The sequence below is a fragment of the Hymenobacter citatus genome (assembly GCF_014333615.1).
Taxonomy (GTDB): domain Bacteria; phylum Bacteroidota; class Bacteroidia; order Cytophagales; family Hymenobacteraceae; genus Hymenobacter; species Hymenobacter citatus.
On record NZ_JACSCY010000016.1, the window covers coordinates 42,315 to 59,775 of the forward strand.

The following is a 17,461-nucleotide window of genomic DNA, read 5'->3' on the forward strand; positions in this document are numbered from 1 at the left end:
GGGGCTGAAATAGACGGTTAGAGAGGCAATGTTTGGGGAGTGGCAGTACTGAGCTCCTGCTTCATTTTGCATAGCGCCGCCGCGCCCAGCACGGCCGCGTTGCGCAGCTTGGAGGGCGCCACCACCAAGCGGTCGGTGACGAGGCGGAAGGGAAACTCGCGGATGCTGGCTTCCATGGCCTCCCGGAACAATTCGTAGCCGTGGCTCACCGAGCCGCCCAGGAAAATGGCTTCCGGCGCCAGCGTGTGCAAAATGATTTTGATGGTGTTGCCCAAGTGGCGGCCGTAGCTGGCTAGCGCTTCCAGGGCGCGGGCGTCGCCGGTGCGGGCCAGGGCGTATAGGGCGCCGCCCTCCTGCTGGTACTGCTGCACGAAGAACTTACCGCTGCAATAGTCCTCCACGGTTTTGTCGAGGTAGGGAATGCAGCCAAACTCGCCGGCGCTGGACAGCGTGCCGGCGTGCAAATCGTGGTTGATGATGATGCCCGCGCCTAGCCCGGTACCTAGCGTCAGGCCCACCAGGTTGGCGTAGGGCTGGCCCTGCCCGAAAATCTTTTCGCCCACGGCAAACGCGTTGGCGTCGTTGGTCATGTACACGGGCTGCGCGAAGTGGCGGGCCAGGTGCTCCTTCAGCCGCACCTCCCGCCACGACGGGATATTCTGCACGTTGTGCACCACGCCCTGCTGCTCGTCTACCAGCCCCGGCACGCCAATACCAATACCAGCTACGTCGGCGGTATCTAGCATCAGCTGAATGTGCCGCACCAGTTCACCCAGGATCTGCTCCTGCGGGGCCTGCGCCGAGGTTTCGAAACGAACGTCGCGTACAATCTGCCCATCCTGCACCACCCCGATGTGCACTTTGGTGCCGCCGATGTCGATGCCGATGTAGTTGGTTTGGGTCATGCTATTTACTGCTGCGCGCCTACCCGAAAGCGGCTTGCTGTATGCGAACGGAAATAGTAATTGGCAAATGGGTTCGCCATTCATTTTATCTGTCATCCTGAGCTTGCGAAGGACCTTATCACGGCTGAACGACAAGCGTAACAACGACTCGTTCAAATGGCATAAAGTCCTTCGCAAGCTCAGGATGACAGCGAAAAAACTCCCCTACCCCTTAAAAATGCCAACGCACGAAGGCCTCCATGGCTTCGTAATCAGCCAGGCCGAGGTTATCGTATTGCAGGGCGGTTTCGCGGTTGCGCTGCTCGGCGCGTACCCAAAATTCGCGGGAATCGTCGCCGGGGAATACGGGCGTGTCTTTCTGGCTCTGGTGCTTGAAGATGGCGTTGCGCTTGCGCAGCACTTCCAGCGGTGAGAGCGGCACGGCCATTTCAATCTCGTAGGGCTTGAACTCATGCCACGCGCCGCGGTACATCCACACCCAGCAATCCTGCACCCAAGCTTCTTTTTCCTTCAGGCGGCGCAGGGCCTCCGTCACGATGTTGAAGCACACAATGTGCGTGCCGTTGGGGTCGGCAAAGTCGCCGGCCACGAACACCTGGTGGGGCTGCACCTGTTGCAGCAGCTCCATGGTTAGCTCAATGTCGGCGTCCGTTACGGGATACTTCGAGGTCTTGCCCGATTCGTAAAAAGGTAGGGCCTGGAAGTGAATGTGGCTGTCGGGGAGGCCGGCGTAGCGGGCGCCCGCAATAGCCTCGCTCTTGCGGATGTAGCTCTTCACGTTCCGGATTTCCTGGGTGTCTACCTGGTTAGGCTGCTTCTGCTCGATAAACGCGCGCATGTTGTCATACACAGTTTGCAGCTCGCTGCTGTCGCGGCCCAGGCTGTTTTCCAGGTCGATGGCAAACTCCATGTAGCGCAGCACGTCGTCGTCCCACACCGCCGTGTTACCGCTGGTCTGGTAGGCCACGTGCACGTCGTGGCCCTGGTCGATGAGGCGGATGAACGTGCCCCCCATCGAAATTACGTCGTCGTCGGGGTGGGGTGAGAACACGATAACGCGCTTCTTGGCCGGCAGGGCGCGCTCGGGGCGCTGCGAGTCGTCGGCGCCGGGTTTGCCGCCGGGCCACCCCGTAATGGTGTGCTGAATCTTATTGAAGATGTCGATATTGATGTTGTAGGCCGGGCCGCGCTCGGTGGCCAGTTGGGCCATGCCGTTGTTGTTGTAGTCTTCCTCCGTGAGCTTGAGGATGGGCTTGCGCAGCGTATTCGACAGCCATATCACGGCCTTTTTGATCAGCATTTCGTCCCACACGCAGTCCTTCACCAGCCAGGGCGTATCAAAGCGCGTCAGCTCGGAAGCGGCGTCGGCATCCAGCACAAACTCCACGTTGTCGGCTAGTTGCAAATAGGTGGCCGGCACCTCCCCCGACACCTCGCCTTCCACGGCTTTCTTGATGATGGGCGCTTTCTTGCCACTCCAGGCCATCAATACAATCTCGCGGGCCTTGAAAATGGTGCCGATGCCCATGGTAATGGCCTTGGTGGGCACGTTTTCCTTGCCACCGAAGTCGCGGGAGGCGTCGCGGCGGGTGAGGTCGTCGAGCGTGACCAGGCGCGTGCCCGAGTTGGGCGCCGAGCCGGGCTCGTTGAAGCCTACGTGGCCCGTGCGGCCAATGCCCAGAATCTGCAAATCCAGTCCGCCTACCTCCTCAATCTGCCGCTCGTAGTTCAGGCAGTATGCCACCACTTCTTCCAGTGCCAGCGTGCCGTCGGGAATGTGAATGTTTTCCCGCTTGATGTCGATGTGGTCGAACAGATTCTCGTTCATGAACGTGACGTAGCTCTGCGGCGCATCGGGCTGCATGGGGTAGTACTCGTCCAGGTTGAACGTCACCACGTTCTGGAAGCTCAGGCCCTCTTCCTGATGCAGGCGCACCAGCTCCTCGTACACGCCTACCGGGGTAGCGCCGGTGGCTAGGCCCAGCACAGCCTGCTCGCCGGCTTCCTGCTTGCGCCGGATGAGCCGCGCAATGCGCTCGGCCACCTTCACGGAGGCGGTCTGCTTATCAGGGTAAACGGTTACCGGCAGCTTCTCAAAACGAGTTTCTTCGAGTAGATTTAATCGTGCCATAAGCGGTGTAGGTGAGGGGTAGAAGGGTTGTTAGGCGGTTGGAAGTTGCGGGACGGAGCGGTTAGAAGAGGGGCAGTATGAACGTCATGCTGAGCGGAGTCGAAGCATCTCGCGTGCTGATGGGAGATACTATCTATCGTCAGCACGCGAGATGCTTCGACTTCGCTCAGCATGACGTTCATTGTTTATTTTTCATTATTAATTACTTACATCTGTTCCAGGTGCGTTTCGAATACGTTTTCCATCACCGTAGCCACGGAGCCCAGAATCATGGCGTCGCGGCCCAGCTCCGACACCACAATGCGGGTGTTTTCGCGCAGCTGCTTCATGCAGTAGATGGTTATGGCCTGCTGAATGGCGGGCACCACAAAAGGCTTGGCCTGCGCCATATCGCCGCCCAGAATAATCAGCTCGGGATTAAAGAGCTGAATCAGGATGGCAATGCCCTTGCCCAGGTTCAGCCCTACCTCGGCCAGCAGGTTGATAGCAAATTGGTCGCCGTCGTGGGCAGCGCGGATGACTTGCTCCACCTCCAGCTGGTCGATTTCGGATTCCGACAGGGCTTGTAGCTGGGTATTCTCGCCGGCCCGAATACCCTCCTGGGCATTGCGCACCAAGGCGCTGCCCGAGGCCACAGTTTCCAGGCAGCCGCGCTTGCCGCAGTGGCACAGGCGGCCGTCTTCCACCAGCGGAATGTGCCCAAACTCGCCGGCAAAGCCCGAAGCACCACTGCGCAGCTTGCCGTCCAGGATCATACCCAGGCCCACGCCCCAGTCCATGGATAACACCAGCACGTCGCGGCGGCCGTGGGCCAGCCCGAAGCGGTACTCGGCCAGAGTGGCGCTTTTCACGTCGTTCTGGATAAATACGGGCTTGCCAAACTTACGCTCCAACAGCTGCTGCAACGACTCCGCACCGTCCGGCACGCGCAAATAGGTGTGGTTGTTGCCCTCCTTGGAAGCCACCAGGCCCGGCATATTAATGCCTACCCCGATGAGCTTTTGCGGGTCGATGCCCGACGCCTCGATCAGGCGCATGGCCTGCTCGTGCACCTGGTCCACGGCTTGTAGGTCCTGCGTCACTTCGATCGGGAAGGTCTGCACGCCGGTTACGGGACTGTTGTTGTTGTCGAAAATAGCCAGGCGCGCCTTGTACTTCTCCATGTGGATACTCAAGACAAACAACGACTTATCCCGCAATCCATACAGCTCCGGCTTGCGCCCGCCGATGGATTTGCCCCTACCCTGCTTCTCCACCAAGCCCTCAGCAATCAGCTCGTTTAGCATGGCCGTGGAGGTAGGCGCGCTGATCTGAAAGCGGCCGCAGATATCGGCGTTTGTCTTAGCACCCTTCACATACAAGTGCTTGACAATCTTTATCTTCTGTACGTATTTCCGTCGCTCTACATTATTCAGCCCGGCCAGAAACGTATCTTCCAAGGCTAATAATGAACTCATGGCAGCGGGTTTTCGATAAATGATGTCTCAAGAAGCCCACTTTTTTCAACAAGTCAAAGGACTTTACTAAAATTTTAATAAAAGATTATCTGATAGGGGTAAAAAATAACAGAACACAGCACTCCTGTTCTACTTCGGATTGAAGATTAATAGACCGTCATGCTGAGCTTGCCGAAGCATCTCGCGTGCTGACGATAGATAGTAATCAAACGAAGCGAGCGAGATGCTTCGACAAGCTCAGCATGACGTTCTGCGCACAATTACTTTCTATTTCCCACCTCCCTGCAACACCACGTGCTTGATGTTTTTGCGGTCGTAGGTGTAAGTGATGTGCACGCGGCCGTCGCGGGTCTGGATGATGGCGGGGTAGCTGTATTCCTCTTTGTCGCCGTTTTCGAGTACGGCTATGTCGTTCCACTTTTGGCCGTCTTGCGACTGGGCCACGCGCAGCTTGCCGCGGCCGTTGAACCAGTCCTTGCCGGGCACGTCGGGGTTGTAGACGATGAGCTGGGAGCCGTCGCGCAGGGTCACGGCGTCGGTGCCGGAGTTGGGGTTCAGTAGAGTGGTTTTTGATAGCGGGCCCCAGGTGTTGCCGTTGTCCGTGGACCAAGTCTGCACCACGGAGCCCTGCTTGCTGCGGCACAGCAGCTGCAAGCGGCCACCGGGGTAGCGCAAAATGCTGGGCTGGATCACGTCAAACGCCGACGCCGTGTCCACGGGAATGCGCTGCCAGGTCCGGCCGCGGTCCGTCGATTTTTCGAGGTGCACTTTCCAGCGCTCCGTGGTTTCCTCCACGCTGGAAGGGGCCAGAATAGTGCCGTTGGTGAGCTGAATCGGTTTGTTTTTGATGGGGCCGAGGATGCCCGGCGGCAGGCGCCGGGCGGTGGCCCAGGTCTTACCCTCGTTGGTCGAGGTTTGCACCATGCCCCACCACTCGCGCGGGTTGGGACCTACTTTATAAAATAGAAACAGCTTGCCTTTCTGCTCTTTAAACAGCACCGGATTCCAGGTAGGGTAGCGCAAGGTGTCGTTTACTACCCCCGTCGCCACACTCGCCGGCTTCGACACCTGGCCTTGCTTGTCGATGGAAGCCAGCCAGATAGCCACGTCTTTCTGCCCCTCCCCCGAGCCGCCAAAGCAAGCTACCAGCAGCCGACCACCCTCCACCTCCACCAGCGTGGAAGCGTGGCACTGCCGAAACGGGGGATTCGGGAACAGCACTTCTTCATTCAGCTTCACCCAGTTAGATTGGGCTGAGGCGGATAGGGGTAGGAAAATGGCAGCGAGAAGAAGACGGAGTTTCATGGGGCTTTTTTATTGAAATGTCATGCTGAGCGCAGTCGAAGCATCTCGCGTGCTGACAGCAGATACTATCTTTCATCAGCACGCGAGATTTCTCACTCCGTTCGAAATGACGTTCTTTCCATGTTCAGGACTTATGCCCTGAGCGTGTGCCGACGTCTGCCGGTCCGACGCCGTAGGCGTCCGACCGGTTGTCGTTGCTGACAGCCGCGCCATCTGTTGGCGTCTACGCCGTATGAACCAACGCGTCTACCTCGTTCGCATGCCGTTCGTGCAACGTCAGCTAGCGGCAACCGGTCGGACGCCGCAGGCGTCGGACCGGCAGACGTTGGCACACGCTTAGCGCGTAAGTCCTGGTACTATCCAGACAGCCAACCTTCTACTGCACCGCCGACAACTTCACCGGCTGCTTCACCTCAAAATCCTGCTTCAACCGAATATCCTCCGACGACGCGCCGACCATTACGGTGAAGGCACCGGGCTCTACTACCCATTCCATTTTCGGGTTGAGCAGCTTCAGGTCTTCGGCGGTTAGGTTGAAGGTTACCTCCTGCTTTTCCCCGGCTTTCAGGGTGATGCGCTGGAATTTTTTGAGCTGTTTGAGGGGCATTACGGTGGAGCTTATTTTATCATTGAGGTAGAGCTGCACCACTTCGTCGCCGGCGCGGACGCTGGTGTTTTGTACGGTGCAGCGCACTTGCACGCGCACGGCGCCGGCCGTTTCGGTGGGGGTGATTTGCAGGCCGGAATACGCAAACGTGCTGTAGCTCAAGCCGTGGCCGAAGCTGTAGAGCGGCTTGGCGTCCATCTCCACGTAGTCGTGCTTGTTGGGGCTTTTGAAGTTGTAGTACACCGGCAGTTGGCCCACGCTTTTGGGCACCGAGATGGGTAGGCGGCCGGCGGGGTTGTAGTCGCCAAACAGCACGTCGGCCACGGCGTTGCCACCCTCCTGTCCGGGGTACCAGGCATCCACTATAGCGGGCACGTGCTCAGCCATCCAGTTCAGATTCAGCGGCCTACCCTTGATGAGCACCACGACTACTGGCGTGCCGGTAGCAGCCACGGCCTGCACCAGCTGCAACTGCTTGCCCAGTAGGTCGAGGGTGGCGCGGTCGTAGCCCTCGCCGCTTTCCATGTCGCTGATGGGTTGGTTGTCCTTGGCGGCCGACACGGTGGCGGCGCCGGTGCTCTGGTACTCGGTTTTGAAGTCGCGGGCGCTGGAACCGCCTACTACTACCACGGCCACCTGGGCCTGTTTGGCGGCCGCCACGGCCGCCGCAATATCGGCGGTGGTGGTGTCGCGGATGGCGCAGCCCTGTACGTAGGTGACTTGCGTGCCCTTGCCGACTTTGGCTTTGATGCCTTCCAGCACCGTCACCACGTTTTCGTCGGGCTGGGGGGCGGTGTAGTCGCCGAGCTGGTTGTAGAGGTTGTCGGCGTTGGGGCCGATGACGGCAATGCGTTGCAAGCTCTTGCTGAGGGGTAGGGCGTTCTGCTCGTTTTTCAGCAGTACGATGGATTCGCGGGCTACCTGCCGGGCCAGCGCCACGTGGGCCGGCGTCTTCACCTGCCGGGCCACTTTTCGAGTATCTACGTAGGGATTCTCAAATAAGCCCATGTCAAACTTCAGGCGTAGCACCCGGCCCACGGCCCGGTCCAGCACTTCGGGGCTCACCAGCTTCTGGTCGATGGCCGCGCGCAGGGCCTTGTCGTAGCCGTAGCTGCTCAGGTCGCTGTCGAGGCCGGCATTGAGAGCTAGGGCCACCGCCTCGGCGGGCGTAGCCGCCACGTGGTGGTTGCTCATCACCCCCACCACACTGTTCAAATCCGACACCACAAAGCCCTGAAAACCCCACTTCGCCCGCAGCAAATCCGTCAGCAGCCACTCGTTGGCCGAGCACGGCACGCCGTCGATGGAGTTGTAGGCCGCCATCACCGACAGCGCCCCCGCCCCCACCGCCGCCCGAAACGGAGGCAGGAAACTCTGCTGCAACTCGCGCATGCCCGTGCTGATGCTGCCGCCGTTGTGGCCGCCCTCGGGCGTGCCGTAAGCAGTGAAGTGTTTGAGCGTGGACACGATGTTCACACCGCTTTTCAAATTATCACCCTGAAAGCCCTGCACCATGGCCACGCCCATTTGCCCGTTGAGCACCGGGTCCTCGCCGTAGGTTTCCTCCACCCGCGACCAGCGCGGCTCCCGCGCCAGATCCAGCACCGGCCCGTAGCCGATGTGGGCGCCCTGCGCCCGCGCCTCGGTAGCAATAGCCGCCGCCATCTTTTGGATCAGGGCGGGGTGCCAGGTGCTGCTCTGGCCGATGGAGGTAGGGAATACGGTGGTGCCGATGGCCATGTGGCCGTGCGGGCACTCCTCGGCCAGCAGTAGCGGAATGCCCAGGCGGGTATGCTCCACGGTGTAGCGTTGCAGGGCGTTGGTGGCCTCGGCAGCCAGGGCGGGAGTCAAGCCGGTTTTCAGGGTTTTCTGGGTCCAGGGGTCGGCGCGCAGGGTGGCCCACAGGGCGCCGATGTGGCGCTCGTCGATGGCCTTGCGGTAGGCGGCGCTGGTGCCCACGCGCTGGCCGTTTTTCTCGTACATCTCCCAGCCCAGCAGCGTACCCAGCTGGCCTACCTTCTCCTCCGTGGTCATGCGGCCCAGCAGGTCCTTCACCCGCGCTTCGGTGGTGGCGTTGCGGTCTTTGTAGAGCGGTTTCTGGGCGTAGGCCGGGGTGAGAGTGAGCAGGGAAAGACTGAGAAGTAGGGGTTTTAGCATGTTGATAGTGAATGGAGTAAGTGAGTGTAACGCGAAGCTCTGCTTCGCGACCCTCAGAACGGCTCTACCAGAACGGTGGGCACGGCGCGAATGGCGCGAACGGTCGCGAAGCAGAGCTTCGCGTTACGCTCTCTGGTCAGCTTTGTGAACATCACTTCTGCGACAATTCGTCCAGAATCGGCTTATCGACGGTTTTCAGGGATTGTTGAATGGTATCGTTCTGTTGCTCGAACACCACCACCTCATTCTTGCCTTTCGTGAGCCAGCAGCCGGGCACGTAAAGCGTCTGCTGGGGGCCAATTTTCCAGTAGCGGCCCAGGTTGTGGCCGTTCACGAAGACGATGCCCTTGCCCCAGCCGCGCATGTCCAGGAAGGTGTCGCCGGGTTGCTTCACCTCGAAGCTGGCCGTGTAGAAGGTAGGGTGGCCGGCTTTGTTTTTGTCGAGGTAGCGCGTCAGGTCGGGCACCTTGCCGAGGGGTAGCTTATACATCTGCCAGTCGCCGGTGAGGGCCGTGCCGTCGAGGGTTACGGGCTCGATGATGCCTTTGGTGTTGTGCACGATTTCGGCGCCGTAGTTGATGCGGCCCAGGTTCTCGACCAGCAGCTCCAGCGTGCCATTAGCCGGAATCTGCACGGGTAGTGTGTAGCGGTTGTCCTGGCGGTTCAGCTCCCCTACCCGCTGGCCATTCACATACACGGTGGCGTAGTCGCGCAGGCCGGGCACTGCCAGCTGGCCTTGCATGGGCTGGGCCAAGCGCTTGCTGTACAGCACGTAGCCGTGGCCCTGGTTCAAGGTCTCAAACGACAGCGGCCGGGTGCTCACAACAGGCTGAATGTCAGTTTTTAGATCAAACAGATCTACGGTTTTGCCCAGAATAATATCGGGGATGGTGACGACGGGCAGGGGCGCGGGCACGGCCGGCACGCGGTACTTCACGTAGCGCTGCATCAGCTCGCGCACGGCGGTGTACTTGGGCGTGGCCCAGCCCGGCTCGCTTATAAGGGCGTCGTAGTCGTAGCTGGTGAGGTCGGGCTGGATGTCGTGCTCCTTGCTGTAGTTGGCGCCCGAGGTAAGGCCGAAGTTGGTGCCGCCGTGCACCATGTAGAAGTTGAAGTTGATGCCGTTTTTCAGGTAGGTTTCCACCTGTTTGGTCACCTGCTCGGTGGGCACGCGCACAAACGGCTCGCCCCAGTGGTCGAGCCAACCGGGGTAGTACTCGGCCACCATGTAGGGGCCTTTGCCGCCGTGGTACTGGTTTACGGCCGTTTTCAGCGCCTCCACGTTACCTTCGCCGTTGGCGGTGGGTAGGGCACCCGGCGTGGCCCCGCCTTCAAACAAGCCCGCCGCATCGGATGTAAAAAACGGCCCCTCAAAACCGGCTTCGGTGAGCTGCTGCTTGATGGCGGCATTGTATTGCCGGTGCTCGGCCAGCGAAATATCCTTGCGCTGGTCCACGTACGAACCGAACTCATTCTCTACCTGCGTCATGATGATGGGGCCGCCCTTGCTCACTTGCAAGCCCTTCACCTGCCCCGCCAGCTTGTTGATGTAGACCCGGCACGAGTCCAGAAACGGCTGGTTGTTGGCCCTGATCACCAGGTTTTCATTCTTCTGCAACCACCACGGATAGCCGCCAAATTCCCACTCAGCGCAGGCATACGGCCCCGGCCGCAGAATCACAAACAGTCCCTCTTCCTGTGCCGTTTTCACGAACTGCGCCACATTGTGATTGCCAGTTTTGAAGTCCCACACGCCCGGCGCGGGGTTATGGTAATTCCAAAACACGTAGGTAGCCACCGTGTTCAGCCCCAGCGCCTTCAGCATCTTCAGCCGGTGCCGCCAGTAGGGCTGCGGCACGCGGGCGTAGTGCATCTCCCCGGAGTGAATCTGGGTAGGCTTATCATCGTACAGAAACTGCCCGTTTTTTATCTCAAACGTGTGCTTTTTCTGCGCTTGCGTGGGTAGGCTGCCGAGGAGCAGGAGGGCAAGGAAGCAGCGGGTGAGGGTGGAGTAAGACATAAAGGATTCGTTCTGGTGAACACCCCACCCCCCGGCCCCCTCCCCTCCGGGAGAGGGGGAGCCTGACGATTGGGCTGTTAGCTACTAGCTCTTGGTCAACGAAAAGCTAACAGCTCCGGTAATGGCTCCCCCTCTCCCGGAGGGGAGGGGGCCGGGGGGTGGGGTGAATCGTTGTTTACTCCGCCGCGTAGGCAAACGCCAGCGCCGGGTAGGCGCCTGCTTGCTTGGCCAACGAGGTGGGTAGGGAAACGCTCACCTTATCGCCGCTACGGGTCCACTTCACCGATTTGCCGGTTTGCAGCAGCGTCATTTTGCTACCCTTCTTCGGGAGGTTGCCGGTCCAGGTGAGGGTAGTGGGGGCGGCTTGGGTTTCGGGGAGCAGGGCAATGGCGTAGCGGGTGTTTTTTTTGCCTTGGGTGAAGTAGGTGCTGCCGTCCTGGTAACGGTCGGTAGCGCGGGTGCTGTAGATAGCGTCGCCGTTCACGTCCAGCCACTTGCCGATGGCGAGCAGGCGCGTTACGGCTTGCTGGTCCAGGGTACCGTCGGGCTTGGGGCCGACGCCTAGCAGCAGGCTGCCACCCTTGGCTACCACTTCTACCAGCGAGTGGATGATTTTGGTGGGCGACTTATACGTGTCGTTGGGCACATAGCCCCAGTTGTTGGCCAGCGTGAGGCAGCTTTCCCAGGGGTTGTCGATTTTGTGGTCGGGCACGCGCTGCTCGGGCGTCTGGTAGTTCTCGTAGGGGCCGTGCACGGTGCGGTCTACCATCAGCAGACCGGGCTGGGCCTGGCGGGCCATGGCGGCAATGCGGGGCATGTTCACCTCCTGGCTGAACTCGGGGATGGGGGCGCCCCAGGCGCGCACTTCGTCGGTCACGGTTTCGCGGGGGCGCACCCAGCCGCCATCCAGCCACAGGATGTCCATGGCGCCGTAGTCGTGCATCAGCTCGCTGATCTGGTTGTAGGTGAAGTCCTGGTAGTTTTTCCAGCGCCAGGGGTACTTCTTGATGTCGTAGTTGACGTTGCGGTTGGGCGTGGCGTATTTCGACCACCAGAAATCCTGCGAGTGCCAGTCGGGCTTCGAGAAGTAGGCCCCAATCATGAAGTCCTGCTTCCGAAACGCGTCGAAGATGTACTTGGCCACGTTGGCCTTGGGGTTGTCTTTGAACGGGCCGTTGGTGATTTTGAAGTCCGACTGCTGGGTGTCGAACATATTGAAGCCGTCGTGGTGCTTGGTGGTGAACACCAGGTAGCGCATGCCGGCCTTTTTGGCCACGCTGGCCCACTGCTCGGGGTTGAAATTCACCGGGTTGAAGTCCTTGTTCAAGCCCCAGTACCACTTTTTGTAGTCGTTGTAGGCCACGGTGCTGTCGCGCTCTACCCAATCCTCGGAGCACAATTGCCACGATTCAATAATACCCGGCACCGCGTACAGACCCCAATGCAGAATCAGCCCGAATTTCTGATCCTGCCACTTATCCAACTTCTTCTTCACCAGCGGGTCGGTGGGCGCCTCGTACAGCGTTGATTGCTGGTGAATGCCTTGCTCCTGAGCTTGCCCGGCACGAGCACAGAGCACAGAAAAAGCAGCCAAAGCCAACGTACGGGTAAATAAATTCATAGAGAAGAGCGGTTGAACGGCGGGTAAGAAGTAGCGAAGCGGAACATACACATTCCGCCTACCTGCTTCCAATATAGCAAAGCATTGCAACAAAGTATTGCTAAAATCAAAAATGTGCGCGCAAACGCACCGCGTCCGTGTGTAAACAACCCTAAATCAGCAATCCATAAAATGCTGTTACTGACTAGCCGCAGTAGTGCCCTTTTCGCCTACCAATTTCTCTGCCCGAAACACGTTATCAGCCGCCTGCAATACCTTCGCTTTCAGCTTCGGATTGTAGGTAGGGTTTGCCTGCAAAAAGTCGCGCACCACGGCCGCGGCGGTGGGTGTCTGGTACCACCGAAACGTGGCCTGCAACCAGCTTTGCGGAAAGAAAATGTCGCCGGTTTGCTGGATTTCTCCGAGCAGCGCCAGGCTCTGCGGCAGGTATTTTTCGGAGGTAGCAGCGCGCAGTGGGTGGTGCAGGTAGCCCAGCGCCGAGAGCACCCAGGCTTCTTTCTGCCGATTCTTTTCCTCGGCCAAGCCCGCAAAAAACGCATCCCGCGTGGCCACATCATCCGACAGTGCCGGCAACAGATACTGCAAGCGCAGGCGCCGGTCGGGGTTTTGGATGCGCTGGAGCTGGGTTTGCAGGAGTTGCTCATGGCCGGGGTAGGCGCGCAGGGCCAGCGCGGCGGCCAGGTCGGTGTAGTCGTCTTCCGAGAGCTTCACGCCCGTAGGCGGCTGCTTGGTTTGCCAGATAGTGTGCAGCCGGTCCTGCGCTTCGCGGCTCAGTGCAATGCTGGCGTAGGTCTTGAACAGCTGCTTTTTCTTGTTCGGGGCTTCTACCTGCTGCATGGCCTGCCACAGCTCCGGCTCCAGGGTAGCGGCCAGCGCCGGGCGCTGCGCCAGCGGCGTGAAGCGCCAGAACACGGTGCCCAGCTGATCGAGCAGCAAGTTCAGGTTCAGCTCTTCCTGCTCCTGCGCCAGCAACGGCCGCACCAGCGCCAGCAGCTGCGCGGGCGACACTGCTTGGCCCGCCAACATATTCTCCGTGAGATTGATATACGCGGCGGCGCGCATCACCGGGCTTTGCAGCCGCCCCAGGTAGGGCAAGCTCTGCGCATCCACCGGAAACAACCCATACCCCTGCCCCGACGAGTTGAACAGCACAAACCGCGGCGCGGGCTTGCCCTCCGCTTCGCGCACGCGTACCTTATCGGCGAGCATGTCCACTGTCAGCTCCTCCACGTGGTCGGCGTAGACCAGCGCCACCTCAAACTGCTGCGGCCACACACGGCGGCTGCCGTCTTCGCCTTTCTGGTCGATGGTGAAGCGCTTGATTTTGCCGTTTTGCACGCGCAGCCAGTAGTCGAACTGCGGGCGGCCGGGCTCGTTCACCCACACCCGGTTCCAGGCTTGCAGGTCGGTGGGCGTGCGCTCGTCCAGAATCTGGATCAGGTCGGGCCAGGTGGCGTTGTGGTAGGCGTAGCGCCGGAGGTAGGCGCGCAGGCCGTCGCGGAAGGCCTCCTGGCCCATCAGCCGTTCCAGCTGGCGCATCATAATGGGCGCTTTGTGGTAGATGATGTTACCGTAGAGCGAGCCGGCGTCCTGCAAGTTATCCAGCGGCTGCCGAATGGGGTTGGCCCCGGCCGTGCGGTCCACGGCGTAGGTGGCGGGGTAATGGTCGGTGAGGAATTTTAGGTCGAAATTGCCGTCGGGCTGGGTCACCACGCTGATTTTGTCGGCCATGAAGTTGGCAAACACTTCCTTGGTCCACACGTCGTCAAACCAGCGCATGGTCACCAAATCGCCAAACCACATGTGGGCCGTTTCGTGGGCCAGCAGGTTGGCGCGGGCGTTCAGCTGGTCGCGGGTGGCGCCTTCGTCCAGAAACAGCGTACTGGCTTTGTAGTCGATGGCACCCGCGTGCTCCATGCCGCCGTACTGGAAATCGGGCAGCGCCGCAAAATCGAACTTGCGGAAGGGGTAGGGAATCTGGGTGTACTCGGTCAGAAACTTCAGCGCTCCGGCCTGGATATCGAAAATCGGCCCCAGGCTGCGGCTGATTTTATCCTGATCGGTCTCGCGGTAATAGAGGTGCATGGGCCGCCCCTCCGGCTGGCGCGCCGTGTGCCGAAACTTGCCCGCCACAAACGCAAACAGGTAGGTGCTGATGGTATCCGAAGGCTGAAAGCGGTAGGTCTGCCGCGCCCCTACCCTGCTCGAATCGGCCACCGGGCCGTTGGCCACCGCCTGCCACGCGGCGGGCACCGTGAGCGTGAGGTGAAACACGGCCTTCACGTCGGGCTGATCGAAGCAAGGAAACACCGTGCGGGCGCGGTCGGGCACCAGCAGCGTGTAGAGGTACTCCGGGTTACGGTTCAGCGACAAGTCGCCGGCCGTGAAGTCGATGCTCACGCGGTTCTCCCCTACCCGCAACGCTGCCGCCGGCACCACCACATGCTCCTGCTGCACCGTGAGCGGCTGCGGCTGCCCGTTCACCACAATGCGGGTTACGTGGTCGGGCTTTTCCTTGAAGTCGAGTTGCAACGGCGCGGTGTTTTCCAGCAGTTGAAAGCTGATTTCCTCGGTGGCCGGAATCGGCTCCGTCACCTGCGGCGGCACGTTGAAATGCAGCCGGTACGCCACCTGCCGCAACACCCGCGCCCGGTGTTGCGCTAGCTCCTGCGACACGCCGGTAGTAACCACTGGCCCCTGCGCGTGGCTGGGGGTAGGAAGAAAAGGAAGCAGGAACAGCAGGTGTTTGGCGGAGAGCATAGCGGGCGTTGTTTCCGCCGAAAGTACGGGAGGACGGTGGAAAACTGACGGTAAAACAGGCAAATACATTGTCATCCTGAGCGCAGCGAAAGACCTTATCACCGAAGAACAAGCCGTTGTTACGCCTGTCGTTCTCGCGTGATAAGGTCCTTCACTGCGTTCAGGATGACAATATTAAATGCTGCTTCATCAGCAACGATAGGCGCGTGCAACGCGCCCCTACACCAACAAGGCCAGGAAATCGGGTTTACCGTTGAGGTATTCGTAGCTGAAGCCTTCTTCCACCATGCGGGCCTTAATCAGCTCTTCATCACCGGATTTTTGCACCTCGATACCGACGAATACCGGGCCTTTTTCCTTGTTGTTTTTCTTGATGTACTGGAAGTGGATGATGTCCTGCTCGGGTTGCAGCACGTTGTTGACGAAGGTGCGCAGGGCGCCGGGCTGTTGGTTGAAGGTCACCATGAAGTAGTGCTTGAGTCCCTGGAAGCGTAAGGCGCGCTCCTTGATATCCTCCATGCGGGTGATGTCGTTGTTGGAGCCGCTGATGACGCACACCACGTTTTTGCCCCGGATTTCGGCGGCGTACTGGCGCAGGGCCGAGATGCTGAGCGTGCCGGCCAGCTCCAGCACGATGCCTTCCTCGTTGTACATCTTCAGCAAGTCGGCGCACACCTGGCCCTCGGGCACCAGCACCACATCGTCGAGCAGCTCGCGGCAGAGCTGGTAGGTTAGCTCGCCGGGGCACTTCACGGCCGCGCCGTCCACGAAGCTCTCAATGGTTTCCAAGGCCCGCCGCTCTTGGTGCACTTTAATGGAATCGTGCATGGAAGGCGCGCCGGCCGGCTGCACGCCAATGAGCTTGGTATGCGGACTCAGCTGCCGAAACACGCTCCCTACCCCCGAAGCCAGCCCGCCGCCACCAATCGGCATAAAGCAATAGTCGATGCTGAACGTGGCCTGTTGCAGTGCCTCCAGCCCCACCGTGGCCTGGCCCGCCACAATGGCCGGGTCATCAAACGGATGCACAAAAGTGTACTCGTGGACGTCGCAGAAGGCTTTGGCCTCGTGGTAGGTATCGTCGAAGGTAGCACCACTGAGCACTACCTCCACTTGCTCTTTGCCGAACAGCCGCACCTTATCGACCTTCTGGGCGGGCGTGTTGGCGGGCATGAAAATATAGCCGCGCACGCCCAGCAGCTGGCAGGCATGAGCCACGCCCTGCGCGTGGTTGCCCGCCGAGGCGCACACCACTTCCCTACCCCCCGGCGCGGGTGGCAGCGTGACCATCTTGTTGTACGCCCCCCTAATTTTATAGGAACGCACCACCTGCAAATCCTCGCGCTTGAGGTACACGGCGGCCTCGTAGGTGCGCGAGAGCCACAGATTTTGCAGCAGCGGCGTCTTCAAAATCACGCCTTCCAGCGTGCGCGCGGCTTGCTGCACGTGGTCGAGGGTGACGGCCGTAGTGGGGATGGAAGTGGCTGGTTCTTGCATGGGGATATCAATAGGTGAATTATGGCGCGGGGCTGCGCCCCGTGCCGACTATGCGCAGGCCTCTGGCCTGCCATCGTCGGCGCCGGTAGGAACGTTCGACCAAGTCGTCCTGGCGGGCAGGCCAGAGGCCTGCGCACAGTCGGCACGGGGCGCAGCCCCGCGCCAGTAGCCCCGCGTTATTTCTGCGCCACCACGCGCAGGCGTTTGTAATCGGCTACCCATTGGCCGTTTTGAAACAGCGCGGGTCGTAGCTCCGCTTCCACGGCCGCTAGGATATCGGCTTGCTCCTCGGCGCCTACTCCCGCAAAAAAGTTGGCCCCAAACTGCTGAATCCAATCGGTGAGGCCGGTTTTAGGGTCGGTAAGCGGGGTAGGCCGGTCGTAGTACTGCACTAGCTGTACCCGGAAACCGTGTTGCTCTAGCAGCGTGGCGTACTCGCCGGGCGAGGGAAAGTACCACCACTCGACCCGGATATGCGTATGGCCGCGCCGGTGCAAATGGCGCAGCAGTGCGTTGGTAATCTGCGCTACGTTGCCTTGGCCGCCAAACTCCGCTACCAAGCGTCCGCCGGGTTTCAGGTGCTGGTGCATCTGCCGGGCTACTGCTGCGGCATCGGGCATCCAGTGCAGAGCGGCATTGGAGAAGATGGCGTCAAAACGCTCCGGCAACTCAAAGGTGGCGCCGTTGCCTACCCGAAAGTCAAGGGTAGGAAACTGCGTGCGGGCTTTGGCAATCATGCTGGCCGAGGCATCTAAGCCAATAACCTCAGCACCCGCAGCGACTATCTGCTGCGTCAGCTCGCCGGAACCGCAGCCCAGATCCAGGATCAGTTCACCCGGTTGCTGGGCCAGCAAATCCAGCAGTCCCGCACCGTATTTGAAGACGAAGGCGTGCTTTTGGGTGTAGGTGTCGGCGTTCCACTGCATGGCAATCTTTTTTAGAGCTAAGGCTAAAAAGCTAGTGCCCCTCCTTAGCCAAGGAGGGGCTAGGGGTGGTTGGTA

The 17,461-nt window shown here is 60.2% G+C and carries 10 protein-coding genes; all 10 read right to left on the bottom strand.

Features of this window, described 5'->3' with window-relative positions; all coding sequences use genetic code 11:
* Positions 1 to 17: 17 nt before the first annotated feature.
* The gene (locus tag H8B15_RS17010; protein ID WP_187320852.1) at positions 18 to 905 is read right to left on the bottom strand and encodes an ROK family protein; all 888 of its coding nucleotides are present in this window, start codon (positions 903 to 905) and stop codon (positions 18 to 20) included.
* 211 nt (positions 906 to 1,116) lie between these two features.
* Positions 1,117 to 3,036 (bottom strand): glucosamine-6-phosphate deaminase, encoded by a 1,920-nt coding sequence (gene nagB, locus H8B15_RS17015; RefSeq protein ID WP_187320853.1) that lies wholly within the window; start codon positions 3,034 to 3,036, stop codon positions 1,117 to 1,119.
* 206 nt (positions 3,037 to 3,242) lie between these two features.
* Positions 3,243 to 4,493, bottom strand: a complete 1,251-nt coding sequence (locus H8B15_RS17020; RefSeq protein ID WP_187320854.1) for an ROK family protein — start codon at positions 4,491 to 4,493, stop codon at positions 3,243 to 3,245.
* Positions 4,494 to 4,760: 267 nt separating this feature from the next.
* A complete protein-coding gene (locus H8B15_RS17025; protein ID WP_187320855.1) occupies positions 4,761 to 5,798 on the bottom strand; it encodes a sialidase family protein in 1,038 nt (345 codons plus the stop codon).
* Between the two features lie 376 nt (positions 5,799 to 6,174).
* A complete protein-coding gene (locus H8B15_RS17030; protein ID WP_187320856.1) occupies positions 6,175 to 8,562 on the bottom strand; it encodes a glycoside hydrolase family 3 N-terminal domain-containing protein in 2,388 nt (795 codons plus the stop codon).
* 151 nt (positions 8,563 to 8,713) lie between these two features.
* Positions 8,714 to 10,582 (bottom strand): beta-galactosidase, encoded by a 1,869-nt coding sequence (locus H8B15_RS17035; RefSeq protein WP_187320857.1) that lies wholly within the window; start codon positions 10,580 to 10,582, stop codon positions 8,714 to 8,716.
* A gap of 175 nt (positions 10,583 to 10,757) precedes the next feature.
* The gene (locus tag H8B15_RS17040) at positions 10,758 to 12,203 is read right to left on the bottom strand and encodes an alpha-L-fucosidase (RefSeq protein WP_187320858.1); all 1,446 of its coding nucleotides are present in this window, start codon (positions 12,201 to 12,203) and stop codon (positions 10,758 to 10,760) included.
* A gap of 177 nt (positions 12,204 to 12,380) precedes the next feature.
* Positions 12,381 to 14,963, bottom strand: a complete 2,583-nt coding sequence (locus H8B15_RS17045) for a M1 family metallopeptidase (RefSeq protein ID WP_187320859.1) — start codon at positions 14,961 to 14,963, stop codon at positions 12,381 to 12,383.
* 219 nt (positions 14,964 to 15,182) lie between these two features.
* A complete protein-coding gene (gene ilvA, locus H8B15_RS17050; RefSeq protein WP_187320860.1) occupies positions 15,183 to 16,460 on the bottom strand; it encodes a threonine ammonia-lyase IlvA in 1,278 nt (425 codons plus the stop codon).
* Positions 16,461 to 16,636: 176 nt separating this feature from the next.
* The gene (locus H8B15_RS17055) at positions 16,637 to 17,386 is read right to left on the bottom strand and encodes a class I SAM-dependent methyltransferase (protein ID WP_187320861.1); all 750 of its coding nucleotides are present in this window, start codon (positions 17,384 to 17,386) and stop codon (positions 16,637 to 16,639) included.
* Between the last annotated feature and the right edge of the window lie 75 nt (positions 17,387 to 17,461).

Bases quoted from the DNA above. Each gene is read 5' to 3' on its own strand.
- H8B15_RS17010 (WP_187320852.1), bottom strand. From the start codon at position 905: ATGACCCAAACCAACTACATCGGCATCGACATCGGCGGCACCAAAGTG.
- nagB (WP_187320853.1), bottom strand. From the start codon at position 3,036: ATGGCACGATTAAATCTACTCGAAGAAACTCGTTTTGAGAAGCTGCCG.
- H8B15_RS17020 (WP_187320854.1), bottom strand. From the start codon at position 4,493: ATGAGTTCATTATTAGCCTTGGAAGATACGTTTCTGGCCGGGCTGAAT.
- H8B15_RS17025 (WP_187320855.1), bottom strand. From the start codon at position 5,798: ATGAAACTCCGTCTTCTTCTCGCTGCCATTTTCCTACCCCTATCCGCC.
- H8B15_RS17030 (WP_187320856.1), bottom strand. From the start codon at position 8,562: ATGCTAAAACCCCTACTTCTCAGTCTTTCCCTGCTCACTCTCACCCCG.
- H8B15_RS17035 (WP_187320857.1), bottom strand. From the start codon at position 10,582: ATGTCTTACTCCACCCTCACCCGCTGCTTCCTTGCCCTCCTGCTCCTC.
- H8B15_RS17040 (WP_187320858.1), bottom strand. From the start codon at position 12,203: ATGAATTTATTTACCCGTACGTTGGCTTTGGCTGCTTTTTCTGTGCTC.
- H8B15_RS17045 (WP_187320859.1), bottom strand. From the start codon at position 14,963: ATGCTCTCCGCCAAACACCTGCTGTTCCTGCTTCCTTTTCTTCCTACC.
- ilvA (WP_187320860.1), bottom strand. From the start codon at position 16,460: ATGCAAGAACCAGCCACTTCCATCCCCACTACGGCCGTCACCCTCGAC.
- H8B15_RS17055 (WP_187320861.1), bottom strand. From the start codon at position 17,386: ATGCAGTGGAACGCCGACACCTACACCCAAAAGCACGCCTTCGTCTTC.